General features: G+C 38.7%; 15 protein-coding genes, 2 rRNA genes, 1 other RNA gene and 3 pseudogenes. All 21 read right to left on the bottom strand.

Annotation, left to right across the window (positions count from 1 at the left end):
* Positions 1-41: 41 nt before the first annotated feature.
* The 21 genes and pseudogenes from radA to dnaA all read right to left on the bottom strand — a co-directional run bounded on the left by radA (position 42) and on the right by dnaA (position 25,806).
* Positions 42-1,406 carry a DNA repair protein RadA gene (gene radA / locus GOM46_RS00100; protein ID WP_235084128.1) on the bottom strand — a complete coding sequence of 455 codons (1,365 nt, stop codon included), beginning with the start codon at positions 1,404-1,406 and terminating at the stop codon, positions 42-44.
* Between the two features lie 40 nt (positions 1,407-1,446).
* A complete protein-coding gene (locus GOM46_RS00095) occupies positions 1,447-1,938 on the bottom strand; it encodes a hypothetical protein (protein ID WP_235083598.1) in 492 nt (163 codons plus the stop codon).
* Positions 1,939-1,954: 16 nt separating this feature from the next.
* The gene (locus tag GOM46_RS00090) at positions 1,955-2,494 is read right to left on the bottom strand and encodes a histidine phosphatase family protein (protein ID WP_235083597.1); all 540 of its coding nucleotides are present in this window, start codon (positions 2,492-2,494) and stop codon (positions 1,955-1,957) included.
* Positions 2,495-2,512: 18 nt separating this feature from the next.
* Positions 2,513-2,968, bottom strand: a complete 456-nt coding sequence (locus GOM46_RS00085) for an isochorismatase family protein (protein WP_235083596.1) — start codon at positions 2,966-2,968, stop codon at positions 2,513-2,515.
* A gap of 9 nt (positions 2,969-2,977) precedes the next feature.
* Positions 2,978-3,421 carry a dUTP diphosphatase gene (locus GOM46_RS00080; RefSeq protein ID WP_084938696.1) on the bottom strand — a complete coding sequence of 148 codons (444 nt, stop codon included), beginning with the start codon at positions 3,419-3,421 and terminating at the stop codon, positions 2,978-2,980.
* Positions 3,422-3,475: 54 nt separating this feature from the next.
* Positions 3,476-3,574, bottom strand: an RNA gene (gene ffs, locus GOM46_RS00075) — signal recognition particle sRNA small type.
* Between the two features lie 32 nt (positions 3,575-3,606).
* Positions 3,607-4,074: a tRNA adenosine(34) deaminase TadA gene (gene tadA / locus GOM46_RS00070; RefSeq protein WP_006150521.1), complete on the bottom strand. Its 468-nt coding sequence runs from the start codon at positions 4,072-4,074 to the stop codon at positions 3,607-3,609.
* Positions 4,075-4,273: 199 nt separating this feature from the next.
* Positions 4,274-5,560 (bottom strand): adenylosuccinate synthase, encoded by a 1,287-nt coding sequence (locus tag GOM46_RS00065; RefSeq protein WP_235083595.1) that lies wholly within the window; start codon positions 5,558-5,560, stop codon positions 4,274-4,276.
* A 239-nt stretch (positions 5,561-5,799) separates the two neighbouring features.
* Positions 5,800-6,036, bottom strand: a complete 237-nt coding sequence (comW, locus tag GOM46_RS00060; RefSeq protein ID WP_235083594.1) for a sigma(X)-activator ComW — start codon at positions 6,034-6,036, stop codon at positions 5,800-5,802.
* 473 nt (positions 6,037-6,509) lie between these two features.
* Positions 6,510-9,429: ribosomal RNA gene (locus GOM46_RS00055) — 23S ribosomal RNA — on the bottom strand.
* 263 nt (positions 9,430-9,692) lie between these two features.
* Positions 9,693-11,242: ribosomal RNA gene (locus GOM46_RS00050) — 16S ribosomal RNA — on the bottom strand.
* Together the 16S and 23S rRNA genes form the textbook arrangement of a ribosomal RNA operon.
* A gap of 1,425 nt (positions 11,243-12,667) precedes the next feature.
* Positions 12,668-12,862 carry an AAA family ATPase gene (locus GOM46_RS08405; protein ID WP_414930182.1) on the bottom strand — a complete coding sequence of 65 codons (195 nt, stop codon included), beginning with the start codon at positions 12,860-12,862 and terminating at the stop codon, positions 12,668-12,670.
* A gap of 801 nt (positions 12,863-13,663) precedes the next feature.
* Positions 13,664-14,188, bottom strand: a pseudogene (locus tag GOM46_RS08350) (phosphoribosyltransferase); the annotation flags it as partial.
* A 79-nt stretch (positions 14,189-14,267) separates the two neighbouring features.
* The gene (gene tilS / locus GOM46_RS00040) at positions 14,268-14,387 is read right to left on the bottom strand and encodes a tRNA lysidine(34) synthetase TilS (RefSeq protein ID WP_235083593.1); all 120 of its coding nucleotides are present in this window, start codon (positions 14,385-14,387) and stop codon (positions 14,268-14,270) included.
* A 2,825-nt stretch (positions 14,388-17,212) separates the two neighbouring features.
* Positions 17,213-17,494, bottom strand: a pseudogene (locus GOM46_RS00035) (S4 domain-containing protein).
* Positions 17,495-17,503: 9 nt separating this feature from the next.
* Positions 17,504-21,108 (bottom strand): annotated as a pseudogene (locus tag GOM46_RS00030) (TRCF domain-containing protein).
* Positions 21,109-21,112: 4 nt separating this feature from the next.
* The gene (gene pth / locus GOM46_RS00025) at positions 21,113-21,682 is read right to left on the bottom strand and encodes an aminoacyl-tRNA hydrolase (protein ID WP_235083592.1); all 570 of its coding nucleotides are present in this window, start codon (positions 21,680-21,682) and stop codon (positions 21,113-21,115) included.
* A 72-nt stretch (positions 21,683-21,754) separates the two neighbouring features.
* Positions 21,755-22,870: a redox-regulated ATPase YchF gene (ychF, locus tag GOM46_RS00020; RefSeq protein WP_235083591.1), complete on the bottom strand. Its 1,116-nt coding sequence runs from the start codon at positions 22,868-22,870 to the stop codon at positions 21,755-21,757.
* Positions 22,871-22,954: 84 nt separating this feature from the next.
* The gene (locus tag GOM46_RS00015; RefSeq protein ID WP_000285188.1) at positions 22,955-23,149 is read right to left on the bottom strand and encodes a DUF951 domain-containing protein; all 195 of its coding nucleotides are present in this window, start codon (positions 23,147-23,149) and stop codon (positions 22,955-22,957) included.
* A 66-nt stretch (positions 23,150-23,215) separates the two neighbouring features.
* A complete protein-coding gene (dnaN, locus tag GOM46_RS00010; protein ID WP_235083590.1) occupies positions 23,216-24,352 on the bottom strand; it encodes a DNA polymerase III subunit beta in 1,137 nt (378 codons plus the stop codon).
* A 158-nt stretch (positions 24,353-24,510) separates the two neighbouring features.
* Positions 24,511-25,806, bottom strand: a complete 1,296-nt coding sequence (gene dnaA / locus GOM46_RS00005) for a chromosomal replication initiator protein DnaA (protein WP_414930187.1) — start codon at positions 25,804-25,806, stop codon at positions 24,511-24,513.
* Between the last annotated feature and the right edge of the window lie 63 nt (positions 25,807-25,869).

Raw genomic sequence — 25,869 nt, 5'->3', positions numbered from 1 at the left:
TAGCAATAAAATAATTAGTAATCTAAACCTGAGTAAAACGATTAGGAGAATACTTTTTTCAAGACTTCCTGAATAGTCGTCACCCCAATCACCTGAATTTCCTTAGGTGGCTTAATACCTGTTAGGGAATTTTTTGGTACATAGATTTTTGTGAATCCAAGCTTAGCAGCTTCGTTGATTCGTTGTTCGATACGATTTACGCGCCGAATCTCTCCCGTCAAGCCCAACTCTCCTACAAAACATTCCTGAGGATTGGTTGGTTTGTCCTTGTAACTCGAAGCAATAGCAACTGCAACAGCCAGGTCAATAGCAGGCTCATCTAATTTGACACCACCAGCTGATTTAAGATAGGCATCCTGATTTTGCAAGAGAAGCCCTGCACGTTTTTCCAAAACAGCCATAATCAGACTAGCGCGATTGAAATCAAGCCCTGTCGTCGTACGCTTAGCATTTCCAAACATGGTCGGTGTCACCAGAGCCTGAACCTCCGCCAAAATCGGACGTGTCCCTTCCATAGTCACAACAATTGATGAACCAGTAGCATCGTCCAAACGTTCTTCTAGAAAGACCTCACTTGGATTGAGAACCTCAACCAATCCACCTGACTGCATCTCAAAGATTCCAATCTCATTTGTCGAGCCAAAACGATTTTTGACTGCTCTCAAGATACGGAAGGTATGGTGTCGTTCCCCTTCAAAGTAAAGCACTGTATCCACCATATGTTCCAACATACGAGGTCCAGCCAAGGTTCCTTCCTTTGTAACATGCCCTACGATAAAGATAGCAATGTTATTGGTCTTAGCCAGCTGCATGAGTTCAGCGGTTACTTCACGTACCTGGGAAACTGACCCCTGCACCCCTGAAATCTCAGGAGACATAATGGTCTGAATCGAATCGATGATAAGGAAATCCGGCTGGATACGTTCGACTTCTGCACGAACGCTCTGCATATTGGTCTCAGCATAGAGATAAAACTCACTGTCGATATCACCCAAGCGCTCTGCACGGAGTTTGATCTGTTGAGCAGACTCCTCCCCACTAACATAGAGAACTGTTCCTACTTGAGACAACTGGGTTGATACTTGTAAGAGAAGGGTTGATTTCCCAATCCCTGGATCCCCACCAATGAGGACAAGACTTCCTGGCACCACACCGCCACCAAGCACTCGGTTAAATTCCTCCATCTCAGTCTTAGTTCGATTGACATTGATAGAAGTCACCTCAGCCAATTTCATGGGCTTGGTTTTCTCACCTGTCAAGGACACACGCGCATTTTTGACTTCTGCAACCTCAACTTCCTCCACAAAAGAAGACCAGGCTCCACAGTTTGGACAGCGTCCTAAATACTTGGGTGAATTATATTCACAATTTTGACATACAAATGTCGCTTTTTTCTTTGCTATGATTCTAATCCTCTCATTTTAAAATCTCTTATTAATTTTTATATTAATGACTATTTCTTTTCAAAACAGTGAGCCCGCCATCATCCGCATGGACATAATACTGACCATCAGGGCTAAATCCAAAAATATAGGGTAAATAACTTTTATAGATTTGACTTCTATTTTCCTTATCCTTTTCCCAATAAATAGTTAAAATCGGATAATCTTCAGATTGGTCTTTATCCATTGTCACTCTGATGTCTTTGCCATTATCCAGAGGGAGATTTCCACCGTATTGACCAGCGATAGGAATAGGTGAATCATAACCCTCACACATGGCCACTAATTCCATTTCATCGTAATCGCCATCTATTGGAATGACTTGCCCATTTTCACTATCAATGATGGACATGTAATCTGAAGAAATGCAAAGAATTTGATGATAGGCCTCAGGGATAAATGCTAGGTAAAGAAAACCTCCAATACTGATCTCATAAATTTTCTTATATCCTTGACAATTCTCGGCGGTAAAAGCTTGAAAATCCTTATAGCTCATTTCATTGTACCTCTTTCTATATCTCTATCTCACATTCAATCACTTGGCAAAAATCAATCTTCTCATTTGGTAAAAACTGGCGCATGAGCATTCCGTGAGTTACAATGATAATAGTTTTATAATTTTTATATTTTTCCAAAGCTCTTAAAAAACGATGACGCATCTCTAGATCAGTTTCATAGCGATAAGGAGAATCTTCAGATAAAGATCCTTGATGTTCTAGATAATATTCATGAGCTACCAATACACTAGTTAAATCAGAGTTAGTGCCATCTAAGTCTGGACGCCACTCATGAAAAAACGGCTCTACAAATAAGTCCAATCCTGTTTCAACTGCTATATAATGTGCTGTTTCTAAAGCCCTCGTCACAGACGATGAAATAATAATCTCTGCCTTTCCAAAACATGCAGTTTTAGCAACTTCTTTTGCCAGACTGCGACCTTTTCCTGTCAATGGTGCTAAATCACGACCAAAACCACTATAGAGTTGCGGATTTTCAAGTTTATCAAGCATACTATAATCTGGCTCCCCATGACGGACAAAGATAATCTTCATATTAAGATCCCCATAAAACTATCCAATCTTGATTCCGCAATCTTGCCACTGCTTCAGTGTTTTAGAGAATTTCTTCTGGTTGGCAACTCCGACAGCAGACAAATCGACAGAAACCTGATAATTCTCCTTGACAGCTGCCAAAACGGAAGCCTTGACACAGCCATTCCCATCTACCCCTATAAACTCTATGCTTTTAGCATCGTTTCCCTCTAAAAAATCTTTTAAATCTGGATTAGTAAAGCAAGAAGCCCGGCGCTTCTCAAAAATACGAGAAGATACAACCAACAAGCCGTTCGCAAATTTCTTCTTTCTATCTTTTCTCTCCCAGAAAAAACGATTGAGAATATAGATAACTCGGTCGCTAGGATAGGTAGCAATTTTGTCATTTACAGCTGCAGTCAGTTCTTCATGATATGCTTTTCCTACAGCAACGTAATCTGACTGCATGTCTACAACTAATAAATAGTCTGCCATTTTATTCCTCTATTTCCCTGTACTTCCAAACCCACCAGTCCGCACGCCGTCTGCCTCATCTCCGTCTGCGATTAAAAATGGAGCAAAGACAGCCTGAACCACACGTTCTCCCACTTCAAGAACGACTTCTTGGTCCGTAATATTTTTCATCTGAGCGAAGATATGGCCTTCATTTCCCGGATTACCATAATAGTCTCCATCAATAACACCAACAGAGTTAATCAAGACCAAACCTTTTTTACGAGGATTTGATGAACGGTCATAAAGATAGAGCACTTCAGTCGGCTGCATATAGGCCTTAACACCCGTTGGGACGAGAACAATTTCTCCTGGAGCGATAACCGTACGTTCTGCAACTTTTAGATCGTAACCAGCTGCATGTGCTGTCTCACGCTTGGGTAGCAAATTTTCATCTGTAAAACTAGAAACTAATTCAAAACCACGAATTTTCATATTTTCCCTCTTTTTAAATCTTATATTCTAGGCTATTTTATCTTATTTATTCGAAAAAAGCACGAAAAAAGAGCACACAATTCACACTCGCTTAGGGCTGCTGGATTCCTCCCCTGACCCGCTTCACGCAGAACTGTTGCTCCGTTAGTTATTATACCACATTCTCCTCTATTTTTAAAGAGAAATTATTTTTTACGTCGATTTCGGAAAAAGTCTTGCATAATCTCTGCGCACTCATTCTCTAAAACACCTGTTTCAACGTTCACACGGTGATTGAGCCTCTCATCTGTTAAAATATCGTACAAGCTCCCAGCGGCGCCAAATTTCTGGTTTTTAGCCCCGTAGACCACGTTTGGAATCCGTGCGAGACCAATTGCCCCACTACACATAACACAAGGCTCAATGGTCACAAAAAGCGTACAATCGAGCAAACGCCAACTCTCTTCGCTCAGATTAGCATTCTCTATAGCCATAATTTCTGCATGCATGACTGCACGTTGCAATTCCTCGCGCGCATTATGGCCTCTCCCTACGATTTTCCCGTCCTTGACAATCACACAACCAATCGGGATTTCATCATGCTCTAAGGCGAGTTCTGCCTCCTTTAAGGCCTCTCTCATAAAAGCTTCTTTTTCTTCAAGTGTATAATCCATCTCTTCTCTCTTCCTAGCTATCAATTCTATCATTATATCACGTTTTTGAAGACAAAAAAAGCCACCGAATGCGGTGACTTTATAGGGAGATTATTATGAAAAAGAAAAGTTTAGGAAATTTGTTACAACAAGTTAGGAGGTCTTCTTGTAACTGTCTATAGTATATCCGACCTGTCTTAAACAAATCTTAAAAAATCTCCTATGACCAAACACTTTCTAAAATATTTGTTTGTTCACGACCAGGACCTACAGAGAATGTAGAAATACGAACACCCACCAATTCACTAACACGGCGAACATAGTTGCGTGCATTCTCAGGAAGATCTTCCAAAGTACGTACTCCAGTAATATCTTCAGACCAACCTGGCAATTCTTCATAGATTGGCTTGCAACGTTTTAATTGTTCAAGACTAGCAGGATAGTAATCAATGCGTTGACCATCAAGATCATAAGCCACACAGATTTTAACTGTATCCAAACCACTCAAAACATCGATAGAGTTCAAAGAGAGATTTGTGATACCAGAAACACGACGGCTATGACGCATCACAACTGAGTCAAACCAACCTACACGACGTGGACGACCAGTAGTTGTTCCATACTCATGCCCCACTTCACGGATACGATTTCCAACTTCATCAAATAGCTCAGTTGGGAAAGGACCATCACCAACACGACTTGTGTAAGCTTTACATACACCTACAACCTTGTCAATCTTGCTTGGACCTACTCCAGAACCAATTGTCACACCACCAGCAACAGGATTTGAGGAAGTAACAAATGGATAAGTTCCTTGGTCAATATCAAGCATAACTCCTTGAGCCCCTTCAAAGAGAACACGTTTACCATTATCAAGCGCTTCGTTCAAAATAACAGAAGTATCTGTCACATATTGTTTGATTTGTTGCCCGTATTCATAATATTCTTCAAAAATATCATCAAATGAAATAGGTTCACTATCATATAATTTTACAAATTGACGATTTTTCTCAGCAAGATTGCGTTCTAAACGTTCACGGAAAATTTCTTTATCCAAAAGATCTGCGATACGGATACCCACACGAGCTGCCTTGTCCATATAGGCTGGACCAATCCCTTTAATTGTCGTCCCAATCTTGTTATCACCCTTAGCTACTTCTTGAAGACGGTCTAACTCAATGTGATAAGGCAAAATAACGTGCGCACGATCAGAAATACGTAAATTGTCTGTTGTAACTCCTTCTTCGTGGAGATAAGACAATTCTTTTACAAGAGATTTTGGATTTACAACCATTCCGTTTCCAATTACAGAGATTTTTTCTGGGAAGAAAATTCCAGAAGGAATCAAGTGTAACTTAAATTTTTTTCCATCAATCACAATCGTGTGACCTGCATTGTCACCACCTTGGTAACGAGCAATCACCTCTGCATTAGCTGAAAGAAAATCTGTAATTTTTCCTTTACCTTCATCACCCCATTGGGTACCTACAACAACAACTGAAGTCATAATAAATTTTCGTCTGAGCCTAAGGGCTCGTCCTTTCTCATATACATGGTGGGAATCTCACCCACAATTATATCTTACAATTCATTATAAGAAAAAAAAACTATTTAATCAAGGATAAACACTAGAAAAGATTAGGGTTTTCGCTAGATTTTAAAATAAAAAAAGAAAAATTTAAGATTATTCTATATATTCTTTATTAACAACAAAATAACGTTCGTAATAAATGAAAATGACTATATCTACGAACAATAATTGAATGTTTGTCCAAGTAAATGATTAAGATAGATACGATAAGCAGCCCTAAAATGACAGAGAAGAAAATCCTTCTCATCTTTTATCCTAAAACGAACTAAGTAATAAAGTAAAAATCTTAAATGAAGCGACTCCCAATCATCACTAGATTGAACTAAAAATGAATATTCTTTTTCAACTTGTTTTAGAAAAAGAAAACAATAATCATAATACTTTTGGAGCATATTAAAAACCTTTCTTATTGATAAAATAAGTTTATCAGAAAGGTTAACTAAAAAGAAAAATATCTCTGTAAAGTTAAAATTTTAAGCTAAACGAACTTAAAACAAAAAATAAGTAAAAACAGATCAGAAAAATGATACAAAAATATTAAATTTATATAAACAAAATAAATAAAAAAACGTTCGTTAGAACGTTTACTATCCAGCCAGTAGGACTCGCAAACCTACGACATCATGATTAACAGTCATTTGCGCTACTACCAACTGAGCTATGGCGGATAACAGCTAAGCGACTTCCATATCTCACAGGGGGCAAACCCCAACTACTTCCGCGGTTCTATGGGCTTAACTCTGTGTTCGGCAGGGGACAGGTGTTATCTCCTAGGCTATCGTCACGAACTCTGAGTAAGACCTACTCAAAATTGAAATCTATCAACTACTTAGGAAAAAACTTCGCTTTCGCATTATCAGTTACTTTGGATAAGCCTCGAGCTATTAGTATTAGTCCGTACATGTTCGCCTACAAATTTCCACTTCTAACCTACTACCTGATCATTTATCAGGGCTCTTACCTGATATAAAAATCAGGGGAATGAGAGCTCATCTTGAGGTGGGTTTCACACTTAGATGCTTCAGCGTTATTCCCTTCCCTACATAGCTACCCAGCGATGCCTTTGGCAAGACAAATGCGTACACCAGCGGTAAGTCCACTCTGGTCCTCTCGTACTAGGAGCAGATCCTCTCAAAATTTCATACGAACGCGACGGATAGGATCCGAACGTCTCACGACGTTCGAACCCAGCTCGCGTCGCCGCTTTAATGGGCGAACAGCCAACCCTTGGGACGATACAGCCCCAGGATGCGACGAGCCGACCATCGAGGTGCCAAACCTCCCCGTCGATGTGAACTCTTGGGGGAGATAAGCATGTTAATCCCCAGGGTAGCTTTTATCCGTTGAGCGATGGCCCTTCATACGGAACCACGGATCACTAGCAACGACTGTTCGTCCCGCTCGAGTTGTAGCTCTCGCAGTCAGCCCCTTATACCTTGACACTCTGCGAATGATTTCCAACCATTCTGAGAACCTTTGGGCGCATCCGTTACCTTTTAGGAGGCGACCGCCCAAGTCAAACTGCCCGTCGACACTGTCTCGATAGGGATCACTATCCGGGTTAGAGTGGCCATAAACACTAAGGGTAGTTATCCCAACAACGGTCTCCCTTCGAAACTGGCGTCCCGATCTCAACGACTCCAATACACTCTCCTGTACATGTGTAAGACCCCACCCCCCCCCAACTCAATATCAAACTGCAGTAAAGCTCTCATGGGTCTTTCGTCCTGTCGCGGGTAACCTGAATTTCACATGTACTAAAATTTCACGAGTCTCTCGTTGAGACAGTGCCCAAATCAGTTACGCCTTTCGTGTGGGTCGGAACCTTAACGACAAGGAATTTCGTACCTTAGGACCGTTAAGTTACGGCCAGCGTTTACTGGGGCTTCAATTCATACCTTCGAGTTACCTCAAGCCACTCCTCTTACCCTTCCAGACCGGGCAGGCGTCACCCCTATACATTCATTCTTACGATTTAGCAGAGGAGCTGTGGGTTTTGATAAACAGTTGCTTGGGCCTATTCACTGCGGCTGACCTAAGTCAGCACCCCTTCTCCCGAAGTACGGGGTCATTTTGCCGAGTTCCCCTGTAACGAGAGTCTCTCGCTCAGCCTGAGGCTACTCGCCGAATACCTGTGTCGGGTTTGCGGTACGGGTAGAGTATGTTTTTAACGCTAGAAGCTTTTCTTGGCAGCGTGACGTCACTAACTTCGCCTACAAACTTCGCTCCCCATCACAGTGGCTCAATGTTATAGAACTAAGCATTTGGACGCAGTTCCCACTCTCACTGCGTAGGACAGACACTTCCAATCGTCTGCATTTAGTTCAGCCTACTGCGTCCCTCCATCACTACATACTCCTAGTACAGGAATATCAACCTGTTGTCCATCGGATACACCTTTCGGCTCTCCTTAGGTCCCGACTAACCCAGGGCGGACGAGCCTTCCCCGAGGAAACCTTAGTCTTACGGTGGACCGGTAGCTCACCTGTCTTTCGCTACTCATACCTGCCATTCTCACTCTATGCGTTCAGCGCTCCTCACGGTACACTTCGCCACACATAGAAACGCTCTCCTAACCATACCTATAAAGGTATCAACAGCTTCTGGTAAATTGTGTTTTAGCCCCGGACATTTTCGGCGCAGGGTCACTCGGACTAGTGAGCTCTTACGCACTCCTGAAATAATAGCTGCTTCTAAGCTAACATCCTAGTTGTCTGTGCAACCACACATCCTTTTCCACTTAACAATTATTTGGGAACTTAGCTGCGTGGGAGGGCCTGTTCCCTTTCGACTACGGATTCTCGCACTCGCAGTCTGACTGCCGAACCATAATCATTGGCATTCGGAGTTTAGCTGAGATTGTAATGCCGGATGGACCCCCCACCAAACAGTGCTCTACCCAAAATCTTCATCCCGACGTAGCCCTAAAGCTATGTCGGAGAGAACCCGCTATCTCCAAGTTCGTTGGAATTTCTCGCTACCCACAAAGTCATCCAAGCACTTTTCAACGTGCCCTGGTTCGGTCTCCAGTGCGTCTTACGCACATTCAAACCTGATCATGGGTAGGTCACATGTTTGGGTCTACGACATGATACTAATGCGCCCTATTCAGACTCCGGTTTCCCTACGGCTCCGTCTCTTCAACTAACCTCGCATAATATCGTAACTCGCCGGTTCATTCTACAAAGGCACGCTCTCACCCATTAACGGGCTCGAACTGTTGTAGGCACACGGTTTAGGTTATATTTCACTCCCTCCCGGGGTGCTTTTCACCTTTCCCTCCACGGTACTGGTTCACTATCGGTCACTAGGGAGATTATAGGGTGGGAGGAGATGAGGTCCTCCAGATTCCGACGGATCTCACGCTGTTCCCGGCCGTACTCAGGATAATGCTAGGTACAAAGACTATTTAAAAATACGAGGCCTCACTCCTTGGTGATCCTTCCATATCATTTCTTCATATAATCTTTGATCCACATTGCAGTCCCGTACACCCGAAGAGTAAACTTTCGGTTGCCCTCCTGCCGTTTCGCTCGCAGCTACTAAGCATCCGCTTTGCTTTCTCTTCTGCAGCTTTACTAGATGTTTCAGTTTCACTGGGGGGGGCGGTGTCTTTCCTCCTCATATCTTAACGTATTATGGGTACAGGTAGTACCTGTTGGGTTCCACATTCGGAAACTCCCGGATCATGCTTACTTCAGCTACACAGGGTCATAGCGCGTGGTCACGTCCTTCTTCGGCTCCTAGTGCCAAGGCATCACCGTGCGCCCTTTATTAACTTAACCTTACTTTTTGACCTTTCAGCATAAACTCTTATTAATACCTACAGCTTTTGGTTTATGTTCTTGTACTATTTGATATAGTATTCAATTTTCAATGTGCATTACTTGGTGAATCTCTCACCAATGGAGCCTAGCGGGGCTGTTTTTTTTTTTTGGGGCGGGGGCGATCGAACCGCGACCCTGCTGCAAAGCAGACGCTCCACAGCCTGAGCTCAAGGCCCCACAGACCTCTCAAGACTAACAAGACCAATGTGTTCCTTATCCTAGAAGGAGGTGATCCAGCTCGCACCTTCCGATAGGCTACCTTGTACGACTCTCCCACAATCATCTATCCCACCTTAGGCGGCTGGCTCCAAATGGCTACCTCACCGACTTCGGGTGTACAAACTCTCGTGGTTGGACGGGCGGTGTGTACAAGGCCCGGAAGTATTCACCTCGGCGTGCTGATCCGCGATTACTAGCGATTCCGACTTCCATGTAGGCGAGTTGCAGCCTACAATCCGAATGAGAACTGGCTTTAAGAGATTAGCCTTGCCCGTCACCGACTTGCGACTCGTACTGTACCAGCCATTGTAGCACGTGTGTAGGCCAGGTCAGAAGGGGCATGATGATTTGACGTCATCCCACCTTCCTCCGGTTTATGACGGCAGTCTCGCTAGAGTGCCCAACTGAAATGATGGCAACTAACAATAGGGTTTGCGCTCGTTGCGGGACTTAAACCAACATCTCACGACACGAGCTGACGACAACCATGCACCCCTGTCACTCTGTCCGAAAGGAAAACCTATCTCTAGAGCGTCAGAGGGATGTCAAGACTGGTAAGGTTCTTCGCGTTGCTCGAATTAAACCACACTGCTCACCGCTTGTGCGGGCCCGTCAATTCCTTTGAGTTTCAACCTTGCGGTGTACTCCCAGGCGGCGTTGCTTAATGCGTTAGCTACGACACTAAACCCCGGAAAGGGTCTAACACATAGCACTCATCGTTACGGCGTGGACTACCAGGGTATCGAACCTTTTGCTCCCCACGCTTTTCGAGCCCAGCGTCAGTTACAAGCCAGAGAGCCGCTTCGCCAGGTGTTCCTCCATAATATCTAGCATTTCACCGACTGACACATGAATTCCACTCTCCCTCTGCACTCAAGTAAACAGTTTCCAAGCGTACTATGGTTAAGGCCACAGGCCTTTAACTCAGACTTATCTAACCGCCTGCGGCTCGCTTTACGCCCAATAAAATCCGGGATTAAAACGCTCGAGGACCTACGTCATTACGCTGGCTGCTGCACGTAGTTAGCGTCCCTTCTTGTAAGATACAGTCACAGTGTGAAACTTTCCACTCTCACACTCGGTTCTTTCTATTACACCAGAGCTTGTACGATCCCGAAAACCTTTCTCACTCACGCGGCGTTGCCGGTCAGACTTTCCGTCATGCCGAAGATTCCCTACTGCTGCCTCCCTGTAGGAGTCTGACGGCCGTGTCTCAGTCCCAGTGTGGCCGATCACCTCTCAGGTAGGCGCATGTATCGTAGCCTTGGTGAGCCGTTACCTCACCAACTAGCTAATACATAACGCAGGTCCATCTGGAGTGGAAGCAATTGCCCCTTTAAACAGATATCATGCAATAACTGTTGTCATGCGGTGATTAGCTATCGTTTCAAATAGTTATCCCCCGCTACCAGGCAGGTTACCCTACGCGTTACCACCCGTTTCGCAACTCATCCGCTCGGTGGCAAGCACCAAGCTCGCGTTCTACTTGCATGATTAGGCACCCCCCCCCGGCCGCCAGCGTTCATCCGAGCAGGATCAAACTCTCATTAAAAGTTGAGTTATCAATCATTTCTGGTCATGACAGATTATTGTTTTCATTGTTCAGATACTATACCTTAGTTATAGTGCATGCACATTGTTTCGCGTGTTAAGTTTCAAAGGTCTTGTCGCGCTTGCGGACAAACTATATTAGTATACACAGTCGTTTTTCTCTTGTCAAACAGGTGTTTTTAACTTTTTTAAAATCCTATCAACATTAACCGCGCTACACCATAGTCCGTACGGGAGTCTAACCCGTGTTACCGCCGTGGGAAAAGGCGGTGTCTTAAACCCCTGACCAAACGGCCCCTGAGCTTTTTCTAACTCTTTTCGTAGTATACTACTTTTGGACGCTTTTCAAGATATTTGGGTTTATTTTTCTGAAATTTTTTTCTATTTTTTTCATATGTATTTTTAAACAAGAAGAGAGATATGATGTTATCCACTCTGTATCTGAGCCGCCACTAATATTTAGTTTTCTTCAGCCATTTTGATTTTGACTTCATTCATAGATTAGCGCACGTGATTCTTCTTCCGACTTCTCAGCATTTTCCTGGTTTCATAAAGAGATTTTGATTTGTTGTACTATCCAAGTTTCATATTCAACAAGGCTTCCGCATCATTTATGCTTTCGCGATTTGATTGGAATAATTCAGCTGCCTTATTACGTGCTTCATTTCAGTAACGCTCGGACTTCTCATCAATTTCATAAGCTGTACGCTCGAAACGATTTTTTGTGGAGTTTGAGCACCAAACATTGCATGATTGCCCCATATTGAACAGGTCCAAGTTTTCACTCAACCATACTCAGTAAACCATAGCACGCGCCATCTGTGTAGCTTGTTCAAAGTTGTTGAAGCTCCAGTTGTTTGACGGTAAAGATGATTCTTCAGCGACACGTCTCCACACATCAAACAGCTAAGTGTTCTTTCATATCTTCTTTATGATATAACATTGATCTTCTTGGAAGAGCAATCATGTAACCACCCGCACGACCACGAGGAACAATTGTCACTTATTATGCACTACACGTGCGTTGATAAGACCAAACACAATAGTGTGTCATGCTCGTGGGTAAGCAACCATTTCACGTTCTTTTTGAGAAAATGTTTATCTTTTTTAGATGGTCCAGCAATAACGCGATCCTCAGCTTCATCAATTCAGAAGACAATCAACAATGATTTATTTGCGACGAGCTGCAACTAAGGCTGCTTCGTTTAACACATTTCCAATCAGCACCAACAAACCTGGAGTTGTTGTGCCAATAATTTCAAATCACGTCTTCTGACTAAAGGTTATGTCTAGCATTGTACTTTCAGAATTGCCTTCGCGTCCCTAAACATCTGGACGACCTACTAACACTTTTCTGTCAAATCGTCGGACGGAGAAGGGCTGGATCAAGAACATTCTGAACGTTTGTGCCGCAATAACGATAATCTCATTTTCCTTCAAAACCATCCATCTCAATCAAAAGTTGGTTCAAAGTTGATTCACGTGCATCGTTACCACCACAAGACCAACACCACGTGGGCGAACAAAGGCACAATTCATCAATGAGTAATAGCTGGGTGCTTGATTTTTTAGCGTCCTCAACTAGAGAACGTACACGACTGGCACGGACACCGACGAACATCTTCACGAAGTCGGAACTGAAATACTAAAGAATGGTACACCAGCTTCTCCCGCAACCGCTTGGCAAGTAATGTCTTACCAGTCCCCGGAGGTCCTTCTAAAGAACACCAGCGGGAATACGACTGACCCGCACCCAATTTGGTAAATCGTTTGATCTTTCAAAATTCAACAACTTCAACAAGTTATTGTTTTTTCTTCTGCAGCTCCTGCACATCTGAAAAGCGTACTGATATCTTCCTATAGCAGCCTTAGCTTTTATTACGTCCAAAGCTCATCGGATTACGTCCGCATTTCCTCCCATATTGCCCATCATAGAAAAATAGGAAGAAGAATAAATGCAAATGGTATTACTGAGAATAGGATATTAATCCACATACCAATGAGCTTTCGTGTTTCACTTCAAATTTGGTTTGGTGTTCCCCAGCTAATTTTTGCAAAAATCTGCTACAGTAGTATCCGATGGAAGAATAATACTTGTAAAGTTTCTACTTTGTTGCCGATGGTGTGAAAAACTGCAATACTCCCATGTTTCCGGTTTTTCGTTTAGCAGTTTGATAAACACCAGGACACTTCGATAACACTACACTTGGTTGGTAGGTCATTTCTGTACATTGTCCAGTAGTGATTTTCCTTGCACCAATCTGAGTAATTAATTGTTGACTAGCCCTGAGCCCTTCCGGCAAAGAAAGTATGGAATCCCGTCACTAGCAAGAAAATCATCAACAATAAAGAAAGGATTTTCTAAAACCATTATTTTGTTTTGGCATTCAATACTTACCCTTCTTTTGAGTAAAAAACCCCCCTCCTCTGTCAATACACCTACATAAGGAAGGTTACGATAATTTTCACTTATAGTCTAAACCATAGCCTACAACAATCATTTGGAATTGTAAAAAACATGTATATCTGCTTCGATTTCAACAGTACGGCCTTCTGTTATCTAACATAGTTACAATCTTAACAGATGCCCTTTCTCTAGCAGTAAACATTATTCTCCAAACTTTTCACGGTTTGCCAGTGTCGATAATATCTTCCACAAAAACAAAGTCTACCTTTAATATCTTGAGTTCTACATTCTTGTTTGATTTATTGATCAACACCGTACTTACAGTACCACCAGGTAGCCTAGAAACCATTCATTAAAATCCATTCAAGAGAGTGTCGATATATTTTAACTAATTCTGCATGAAAGGAATAGATCCCATTAAAATCCAACTAAAATTGGATTTTTCCCTTCATAATATTTTGTTAATTGAGCACCTAATTTCTAGCGCTTCTGTAATTTCATCTGTGAAATCAAAATCTTCTGATAATCTTGTTCTAACAGGATTTACCTATCTATTTTTTCTATATAAAGTACAGTGTTCATTATATCATTTTTCATTTTTATACTCAAATCACTGAGTTCAATTCCTAATAAATTGAAAAAATCTTTCCGGAATGCTAAACATAATCGCATTTTTCGTGTTTCTGACAGGAATTTTTAAATCAATAAAAAGTCGCTGTACTTGTTTTCGATGGACCATTTATTATCAAATTAATCACCTGACGTCGATGCTAAAATCAATGATGTTTACGGGAAACATTTATTTGTTGAACATTTACGCCCCTTTCAGAGGGAATTCCAAATGAAAAGAACAACCTTCATAATAACTTGATTTTGATAGTTAACACACACTCACTACTTTTTTCATCAGGACTTTTGGTCTGATTTTACCAATTTGAAAGTGCTGGTATCTTTTATAAGTTCATAACCATTTTTATACTATGGCGATATTGACCTCTTAGTTTTAAAATATGATGAATTTCTTGAAATGTTCTCTTGTTACATTTAAATCAGCCAAAACGAATAAGGATTGTGTAGTAAAACTCGTTTGCGTTTGCTTCCACTAAAAGAAAAAAAACTGAGTTAAATCTTCTACACAACCGCTTGAGATAACAGTCAGAGCAATTTGATAATCAGAAACTCTTTTCCAAACTCTAAAATTGCTTTTTTTACCTGAACATTTTCTTTTTCTAACGGTGGCAGATAGAAGGTTGCGAACCGATGCGAAGATAGATGATTTTCTTATTCGTTGCATCTTCAAAATGCTCAATTCAGGGAAAATCCCTTATAAAAAGATAGCCAAAGGACGAATCAACTCTCCCTATCAAACTCTTGTATTTTCTTTGATGGCAGATAGTGTTGTAATTAACACCCCTAATTATTCTCATAAAAAATCGTCTCAGCCTGATCATCCTGCATGATGAGTGTCACAAGAGCGAGAGACGTTTCGCCAATTACATCTCCAAAAAAAATTCATAGCGAAATGACGAGCATTGCTTCGGAAAAAATTTCAGTGAAACAAGCTACAGAAATTGGAACTTCCAACTTGTTCTGCCAGTTTTCTTAAGTCATTTCTTCAATATACTGATTAGGCGTCGTTGTTTATGATTCACATGAGCTAAACAATAATCAACCCAAGTTCTTCTTGATAGCGTTGAAAGGAGAGAAGGACGAAACATCGAATCCATACCCACCAGCCAAAGGCTAGTTAGGACTCTTGAATGATGCTAAAATAACATTTTCTAAAAAAATGATTTAAAAGTCTCGGTCTCTCATTTTAGGACCTTCGAGACATCCTTAGCAATTTGAGAAAATTTGAAAAAGGTTCATAATCAGAAATTTTTAGTAGTAAACGAAATAAACGAAAGGAGAATCGTATAGACGACCGCCACCATCAGTTTAAATCATCGATCCCCAATTTTTATGGGCTACCTTAGCAGAAGAGAAGATAATATTGTTAGCAATACGTTGATTATCACAAGAAGTCTGCGATTAGCGATTCTAAAACAAAACCAGTTGATTATAAAATAGATTCAATAACGTGCCCAGCCATTTTAGCTGAAGCTAAACTTATCATTTACATCCATTCATTACCAGCAACCCTAGTCATCTCTTTTTTGAAGACTGTCATCTGATTTATTCGTAATATAATAACCAAAGGAATATTATGAGCCACATTGTCAGATTCTTTCGCTGTTTTGTAATTAAATTTTAATAGTGTATTCTTTATATCAGTGTTTTAGAGAGACTTCCACTTCTTCCGGTTTCTAAGAACAGGGAAATCGAGTAACTTCAGAACACATACTTTAATTTTTTCGTGTCAAGTTGATAATCACTTGATTGTTCTTGCCTGAAAACATAATAAAGATAAATGTAATTTCATAACACTAGCAGCGTACATTTTTTGCTCTTCGTTAATCCCAGCTCCTGCCTGTACTCAATTGTTTAACATAACAAGAAAAACTGTTCATTTTGATAATTTGCAGATAGTAAATCTGTACTGTCTGGATTCTATTATCATTCATTAGAACTATATCCGTCAAAATCCAAACCAGCTTGTTGAGATGTAAGAATTCACGACCTTCAGCAAAAATAGACCATGTATGCTTCAACCTCTTTATAAGGTGCAAAGTAGATTTTAATTCTTGTTTATCATAAGGAATATTACCTAGACAAACAAATCCAGGTTCTAACCACACTCGTTTTAGAGAAATTTGACGTATTGAACTATGTATAAAAGTAGTTTTATCACAATCACAAATGGATTATTAGACAATTTTAAGACAGGATGTCCTTGTTCATTTAATCGCCATTGTCCTAAATAGAAATTTGTATCTGCATTTGACTTTTCCTGATCTCTTAATTAAGCTTATGTAGAATAAAACAGGCGTTCACATAAAATTTGGAGATTCTATAACATCTTGATAATAAAAAATGATACGAAGCGTGGGTAAGGAAATAACACTTCTTGTTTGGAATGATAACTGGAGTCTCAGTCGGACTAACTGAACACTTTTTAGAAAATTGGACAGTAGCCATATATCACTAAAAATTTACGCATTCTTTTTCCCTCTTCTTCTTGCAGTCGTAACAGATGGATTTTTGAGATAATTCTCTAATTTTTCATCTTGATGACTAAAAAAGTGCTGCAACAATCTTTAATAAATTTCCATTTCACATTACCTAGGAAGCAAGTACGAATGTATAAACTCCCTCCACATGGATTTCGAATAACTAATATTTTGCACGGGATATTTAGCGGCATAAGGATTCGTCTTTTAGTAGTTGCTAAACTAGCTTCTTTATCCTTTTCATCGCTCAAATCCTGCGTATTGTTTTTTTCAAATCCGTTAATGCTGACGAAAGTGTTAGTAATTGTTGTAACTTTGTGCTTAAATTATAAGTTGGCAAGAATAAATAATAACATAATCAAAATCAAAACCCAACCCATAAAACGATTACGTTTTGACGTTCTTCCATCATGTATTTACGTCGTGGTGTTCATTTGAAATAAAAAGTAGTTATTCATTTGACTATTTTTTTATACTCGCCTTCTACCCCTTGTTTCACTAATAATTCATACATTCCAGCTGCATCTCTTTTTAGTGCTCTCTTCATTTCCAGCACTTTACAAGTAACAAGTATTCCCAAAGCGAATTTCAACCTGATCATTTGAGTTTTAAATCTGTTGAAACTTTTAGGCAAGGATGCCATTTCAACCTTGATTCGCCCTTTATCTGGCAAAACTTCCTTAGCTACCGTACGGCGTAATAATTCGTGATACTTTAAATATTTATCTAATCTCATCTTAATACCTCAAATATTATTTTTACCATTTTTATCCCTTTTATAGAGAAAAAGGTAATTCCTAATGTGATCTTTTGATTCTTTTATCTTTGCACCGATCTCGAAAGTTAAAATACCATCTAAAAATCTCATAATCTTTTTTATTTCGGAATATCAAAAACAAAGTCTATTAAACTTGTATTTTCTTGAAATATTGGCCTTCAAATTTGTCTGAGAAGAGCCTGGAAATAATCTTGTGTTAAAATAGTTGTTGCGATATTTTTTCAAATGAATGAACAAGCTATATTATTCTTTCTTTCTACACGATTGACCCAATACTTGTCAAAGATATGCTTTGGCTAACCAATTCTAAAAGATAAGCAACCACATCTGGATATTCTCCAAATCGTGTCATCAACTCATCGTAATTCTCATAGTTGACACGAGTTGTCAATTGACGAATTCTCTTGTAAATTTCAATTTATGGAGTCATCTGATAAGTACTCATTTGGGAGAAGATAGGCATCAATTTGTAGAATTAACTCAGTCATTTCCTTTTTAACGTTCTTGTCAGTTCCATTTTTCTTAGCAAGTGCTCTCAAGTAAAATGAGAATGACAATTCAAAACCAACGGATCGATAAAACCAGACTGCGAACTCCCTAAAAGATTGCCTGCACACGAATGGATAAATAAATCACGTATATCAATTTAGAAACCAGAACCTAATCGGGTTTTAAAACCTTTGATAGCTTCTAATCTTTTTCTGAAATTCTGTCAAAGATTTGTCTGGTCGCTACATGAGGATAAGCAAAGTGATTCCGATACACGACCAACTCGACCTCTTAATTGATTACAAGTTGACAGACCCATGTGATCTGCGTTTCGCTAAACAAGGATTGGCATTTGGATGTCTACTCCTGTCTTATGATTGTCGTAGTTACTTAAAATATCATATTCTCCTTCAATGAAAATCAAGTAGGTATTCTCCAAGGCAATTTCACTCATTTTGACCATGAACCAAAAACATATAGAAGCTTTAGGGAATCAATTCTTTGTAACTCTGAAACCTTCTTTTCAATTGGTCAACTTATGTAAAGATAAAAACCTGACCACCACGATCCATTCTCTCAATACAGACATCTCGAATGACACGATCATTCGGTCAAGATACCTAGGTTTGTACAGGATAATCGATTGGTTGGGGGTGTTTTCTATGAAATGATAAATCTCGAAACCTAGCATAGGACATATGTTAGAGTTTCGAGGAATTGGTGTAGCTGCAAAGTAAAACATCAACCTCTTTTTTAATTCCTTCAAACGTTCCTTATGTTTAACACCAAAACGTGTTCCTCATCGATGATGATCAATCCTAAATCTGCAAAAAAAAAAAAAAAAAAACAAAAAAAAAAAAAAAAAATAAAAAAAAAAAAAATTCAACATCTTTAGGACAAAAACTCGAATGGGTTCCTTCAGGATATCAACTTGCCTTTTTGTCATTACTCAAGTGTTTCAGTCTGTTCTTTTTTACTTCTAAAAAAGACTCAAAACATCAACATTGACAGCAAAATGTTCAAATCTTTCATGAAATTACTGTAGTGTTGCTGGCGCCAAACTGTAGCTAGGTACTAACACAACAACCTGTTTCTGATTATTGACAGCCTTAAAAGCACCCTCATAGCAACTTCCTCTGTTTTACCAAATCCAACATTCCAACTAAAAGTCGTCCATTGTTTAGAATTTGCAATAGCCCTTTTAATTTCATCTATGCTTTCGAAGTTGATCTTCTGTTTCACTAAGGAAAGCCTCATCAAAGCAACCTGGTCTTGTCATTTTTGAAAAATGCTATCCTTTCAGTTGGCTCCTCTCAGCAAAAGGTTTTTAATTAATCATCTGCAGTGTCGTCAAATTGATTTTTTACTTTTTTGCTTAGCTTTTTTAACCGTCCATCGTTTTAACTTATTTAACTTGGAGCCTTACCAATCACTAGAAACATACTAGAAAGAGTCTGTATCTGCTCACAGGATAGAAATCCGATCTCACATTTTGATATTGGACACTCCATAATCTCGGTGAATCCCTTTGATTTCAATCGTTCGATTCCTAAATAATTGGCCAATACCATGAATTGGTGAACAGATATTCTCCTTTTTGGAGTTCATTATAGTCCTTTAATTCGCTCAGCATTACTAATATTTTGTCTTACTATATTTACGTTTTTATATTCTTTTTGAAAATTTTCATATTCAGTGATGAATACTAGGTTTTTTCATCTACAAAATGAAACCGTGACGAAATTCCCCAACAATGTTGACAGCTCTTTACAGAGCTTTATTGCACTAATATTATCAACTTTTATGTCATATTCTCTATAAAATACGTGACAATTTTTTAGTTCAATTCTCGTACTTGATGAAGAACAATTGTTATATTTAATTTTTATAACGCTCAATTCTTCCTTTCAGAAAGAAAACTGATTGAAAGACACTTCTTACAGCAACACACGCGACTATTGATTAAATCGATAAAATAAAGATGATCAAATTTAGATTTCCAAGTCCTTTTGAAATTAGAAAAGAAGCTAGCTGGTAAATATTTTTTTAATACTGACCTTTCTAATCAGCCAAAATATGTCAAAACTTGATACAGCTTTACGATTATGTAAATCCTCTGTAAAGTTAGCTAGCTGTTTCTTGTATCAAAGAACATCATACATGATTCATGATTTTTTCCTGAAATCATCAAAGATCAGAGGTACTTAGTTGTAAAATAATCTAACAGTGTCCATTGTTTCTATAAAAACAGACAAAAAATTACGAATATCAGTATGAAGAACTTGCTCTTTTACACAACTAAAAACTTCTTCTAGATATGACTTTAATGTAGGTGAGATAGTTTTATCAATCTCATGTTCTAAGAACTGTTGGCCACGATGGTAATCTTCAATACTCAGTAAAATATCACTAGCTGGATATATAGAAATTTCAGAAAGACTTTCCTTTGATAACTGTGTATCTGCATCGAATTCTCTAATACCATCAATCTCATCACCAAAAAATTCTATTCGGTAAGGAGATAGTTGTGAAGTTTCAAAGATATCTAAAATATCCCCTCGAAGACTAAATTCACCTTGACTTTGAACTTGAGTAACTTTCTTATAACCTAAGGAAATCAACTGATTTTTTAGTTCGTTTTGTTCACATTCTTGACCAATTTCAAGTTTTAACATACTATCATCAAAAACTTGAGGATCTGGTAAAAATAAACGACTTGCTGCGACGTTACAAACTAAAATTCCTCTTTGAGTTTTATCTCTTAGAAATCGTAAAGCTTCTACTCTGGAAAAAATCTTTTCTTGAGATGATACTAAAAATTCTACCATAGGTGAATCATCTACCAAGAATGGATAGACCATATCAGATCCCAAAATAGAAATTAAATCATTCACTAGACGTTCAGCTTCTCCATATGTAGAGGTCATTACTAAAATCTTGTTCTGATTTTTAACACTACTTGCAATAGCTAAAGACTTTGCTGAACCAGAAAGACCTAGTAGTAATTCCCTCTGTTTGAGAGATAAATGCTCATTCCATGATTGTATCTGCTTATTCTCTAAAAAGAAATCGATTAATGACATTTTCTTACCCATTATATTTCTGCATTGTCTTTTCAAAGTTTTTCTCTTGTAAATAGTACTTTACAGCATCGTCAACCTTGTCAATTGACTGTAAAATACCAATATAATCTTCTTGATCAAATTTACTCAAAACATGATGAACTACTGACATTCCTTTTTTAGGTCTACCGATACCAATCTTTACACGATTAAAAACCTGTGTACCAATATGTTGGATAATTGACTTGATACCATTATGACCGCCAGCTGATCCTTTAGCGCGAAGTCGAATTTTTCCTACTTCCATGTCAAGATCATCGTAAATAATCAGTAAATCTTCGATATCTAAACCATAGTAGGTTAATAAAGCATGAACTGCCTTCCCACTTTCATTCATAAAAGTTGTTGGTTTCACTAGATAAATTTTTTCACCATTAAGGAAAAATGAAGCTAATTCAGCTTGGAATATTTTATCATGAGTAAAGGATACATTCTGTTTTTTTGCTAGTTGGTCAATCAACATAAAACCAACATTGTGCTTTGTCTCAAAATATTTATCTCCTGGATTTCCCAATCCTACAAGTAATTTTGTCATTAAAATTTCCTTTCAAAAGCCAAAAGGGTTGGAATTTTTTTCCAACCTAATTGACACTATTAAAAATGTTGATTATACGTTAAAGCGGAATTCCATGATATCGCCATCTTGAACGACATATTCTTTTCCTTCTTCACGCAAGCGTCCAGCTTCTTTTACCGCCTTTTCAGATCCATATTTAATCAAATCATCATAAGACATGGTCACAGCACGAATAAATCCTTTTTCGAAATCAGAGTGAATGATACCAGCTGCTTGAGGAGCTTTCATACCACGTTTAAAGGTCCAAGCGCGAACTTCTTTTTCCCCAGCTGTAAAATAAGTACCAAGTCCGAGCAAGTGATAAGCTGCACGCGTCAACTTATCCACACCTGATTCTGTCAAACCAATGGCTTCAAGAAACTCTTTTTTATCTTCATCATCTAACTCAGAAATTTCTTCCTCCGCACGCGCAGAAATCACTACTACTTCTGCATTTTCTGTTGCTGCGAATTCACGAATTTGCTTCACATAATCGATAGATTCTGGGTCTCCAACAACATCCTCATCCACATTCGCTACATAAAGAACTGGTTTAGTGGTTAAGAGGAAAAGACCTTTGACAACCTTTTGCTCTTCATCTGTAAATTCAATGGTACGTGCTGATTTACCGTCTTCAAGGACAGGTTTTATCTTTTGGAGAACGTTAAATTCTGCAACTGATTCCTTATCTTTTTGCGTACGTGCCATCTTTTCTACACGCGCATAGCGTTTATTCACAGATTCTAAGTCAGCTAATATCAACTCTAGATTAATTGTATCAATATCTGCAAGTGGATCTACAAAAGCATCTTCACGACCTTGCTCACGCATGACATTTTCATCATCAAAGGCACGAACCACATGGACAATGGCATCAACTTCACGGATATTGGCCAAGAATTTATTACCGAGACCTTCTCCTTTTGACGCACCTTTTACAATCCCTGCAATATCTGTAAATTCAAAGGTTGTTGGAACTGTCTTCTTAGGAGTGATCATTTCAGTTAATTTTTGAAGTCGTTCATCTGGAACTTCTACCATCCCGACATTAGGATCAATCGTCGCAAATGGATAGTTTGCAGCCTCTGCTCCTGCTTTTGTAATTGCGTTAAATAGGGTTGATTTACCAACGTTTGGCAAACCCACGATACCTGCTGTTAAAGCCATAGTTTCTCATTCTCCGTTCACATTTCAATCTTCAATATTATAACACAAAAAGGGAAAACTTGCTAACCCTCCAAGTGAGTGTTTCTAATCAATGATTTTGTTCATTTTTCTTTCAAAATCATAGCGACTCATCATGACCACATGATCACAATTGCTACATTTGATTTTGATATCTGCCCCTACACGTGTAATCTCCCAACGATTAGCTTTTTTACCAGTTGATTTGATTGTACAAGCGTGTGGTTTTTTCATTTCAACAAAATTTCCAACTTGATACATAGCTAGTCTCCTTTTCTATTTTCGATTATATCATAAAAGAGGCGAGCTAAGCTCAACCTCTTTCCATTAATTTGTACGAACTGGTGTAATCAGCTGCATGAAATCTTCATCTGTATCAGCTGGTACCAAGGTAAAGGGACGAACTGCTGAAATGAAGCTGATTGTTACCTTTTCACTATTCAAGGCTTTTAGTGCTTCAATCAAGTAGGTTGGGTTAAAGCTAATGGTTAAATCTTCACCAGATACAGCAATTGTATCGATTTCTTCATCTACTTTACCAACTTCTGGAGAATTTACATGAGCTGTAACTACTCCTTGTTTGATTTCTAATTTTACAGTTCCATTTTGAGTAGCACTTGATAAAAGACGTGCACGTTCCATAGATTGACGTAGATTCACAACATCAAAAGTCACTGTCGTATTAAAGTCTGTTGGAATTAAGCGATCTGTATCAGGATAATTACCTTCTAAGAGGCGTGTATAGAAGCTGATATTTTCGCTTCTAAAGAGAATTTGGTTATTTGCAAAGAAAATCTCTACTGTTTCAATATCGTCAGTAAAAACAGCTGAAAATTCGCGTAGAGAGCGACTTGGGATGACAACATCAAAATTATCACTATTCTTTTCAAGTGTCAATTTCTTCTGACTAAGACGGTGAGAATCTGTCGCAACTGTTTTCAATTCTTGATGATTACTTAAAACAAAGTGTACACCAGTCAAGATTGGACGGCTTTCTTGTACACTAGCAGCAAAGGCAGTTTCATTGATAATTTTCTTAAGAAGTTTTGTTTCAAGAACTAGAGGATTACTTGCTGCAATTTCCTGGATACGTGGATACTGCTCGCTGTCTTTTCCTTTAAGGGTAATCTCTGATTTCCCACTTGTTAATACAATTTGATGTTGTTCAATTTCTTTAAAATCAAGAGTCACATCTGGAAGACTAGAAACAACATTGATAAAGAATGAAGCTTCTAGAAGGATAGAACCTAAAGAGTTAATCAAAAGACCTGCATTTTCATCTTTTTGAGAAATGAAGTTTTCAATTGAAATTTGACCATTCGATCCAATTAATGTAATTCCTTCGTTAGTCACATCAATTTTAATAGTTGATAAAACAGGAATAGCATTTTTTGAACTAATAGCACGTTTAGTAATATTTAATGATTGCAGGAATAAATTTTTATTAATAGAAAAATGAATCATGGAATCTCCTTTATTTATTTTTATTATTAGAAGGTTAATAGTAATAGTAGGCTGTGTGAAATCTGTGGAAAACCAAGTTTAGTTTAGAAAAATCAAGAAGTTATACTTGTTTAAAATTTGTTAATAAATCAGTAAAATTTTAAACACTTATCCACAAGTTATTTTATTTTCTTTTTGATGGTTTCGATTTCTATACGTAATTTATCATCAGTTTCAATCATAGATTTGATTTTTGCATGAGCATGAATGACGGTTGTATGATCTTTACCACCAAATTCTTTTCCGATTTTTGGAAGACTGTTATCAGTTAATTCTCTAGCTAGGTACATAGCAACTTGGCGAGCTAGAACAATATTCTGAACACGTCTAGTTCCCTTCATCTCCTTAACGCTCACATCATAAAATTTTCCGACTTCCTCTTGGATTTTTTCAATCGGAATGACAATCATGGTGCTGACGCTTTGTTTTCTAGCACGTATAGCCTCAGATGCAATATCCACAGTTATAGTGTTGATTTGTTTGACTTTAGCCATGAGACTAATGTCTTTGAGGGCACCTTCTAATTCACGTACATTTGAATCAAACTGGCCAGCCAAATATTCGATTGTGTCAGGTTGAAAATGATAATCTAAATCCTCTGTTTTACTGTTTAAGATAGCGATACGAGTTTCGAAATCAGGTGGAGTAATATCCGTTGTTAATCCCCATGAGAAGCGCGTGACAAGTCGTTCAGGTAGATTTTCTAGTTGTTCTGGCCTACGGTCACTTGTTAAAACGATCTGTTTATTATTACTATGAAGGTTGTTAAATGTGTTGAAAAACTCTTCCTGAGTTTGCACTTTATTTCCACTAAGAGATTGAATGTCATCAATAAGAAGGAGATCTATACTTCGATATGTTTTTTTAAAATTATCCATATCATTAAGTCTTAGATGATCTAAAAATTCATTAATAAAAGTTTCAGCAGGGATGTATTTTACACGCGCATTAGGATTTTTTTTGAGAATTTCATTCCCTAAAGCATTGAGTAAGTGCGTTTTTCCTAAACCAGGTCCCCCATATATAAACAGTGGATTATAAGTTAGTCCAGGATCTTCTGATACAGCTAAAGCAGCGGATTTAGCCCAAATATTTCCATCACCTTGGATAAAATTATCAAATGTATAGATATCTCTTAATCCTGTTTCTGAATAAGGGATAGATTTTATAGTTTGTTCTTCTTGATGACTACTGTTTTCAACAGTTGTTGTTGTATTGGAGGAGTCAGAATATTCCTTAGTCAATACATATTGCGCTTTTATCTCAGTATCATAAATTTGGAAACCGACAGCTACAATAATATCATTGAGTTTTGTACTCCAAACCATTTCCATTTCAGATCTTGGCAAAAATATGGTAGCTACATTTCCCTCGACCTTTATTAATTCAGCAGGTGTTGCGTAGAAATCAAACATTGATCGTGTTAATCGCTCTTTAGCTAATTCTAAAATCTGATTCCAAAATTGTTTTTCTTTCAA

This window comes from Streptococcus infantis, assembly GCF_021497965.1.
In the GTDB taxonomy this organism is placed as follows: Bacteria; Bacillota; Bacilli; order Lactobacillales; family Streptococcaceae; genus Streptococcus; species Streptococcus infantis_B.
Note: the sequence above shows the minus strand (reverse complement) of the source record. Positions and strands in the feature narration are given on the sequence as shown.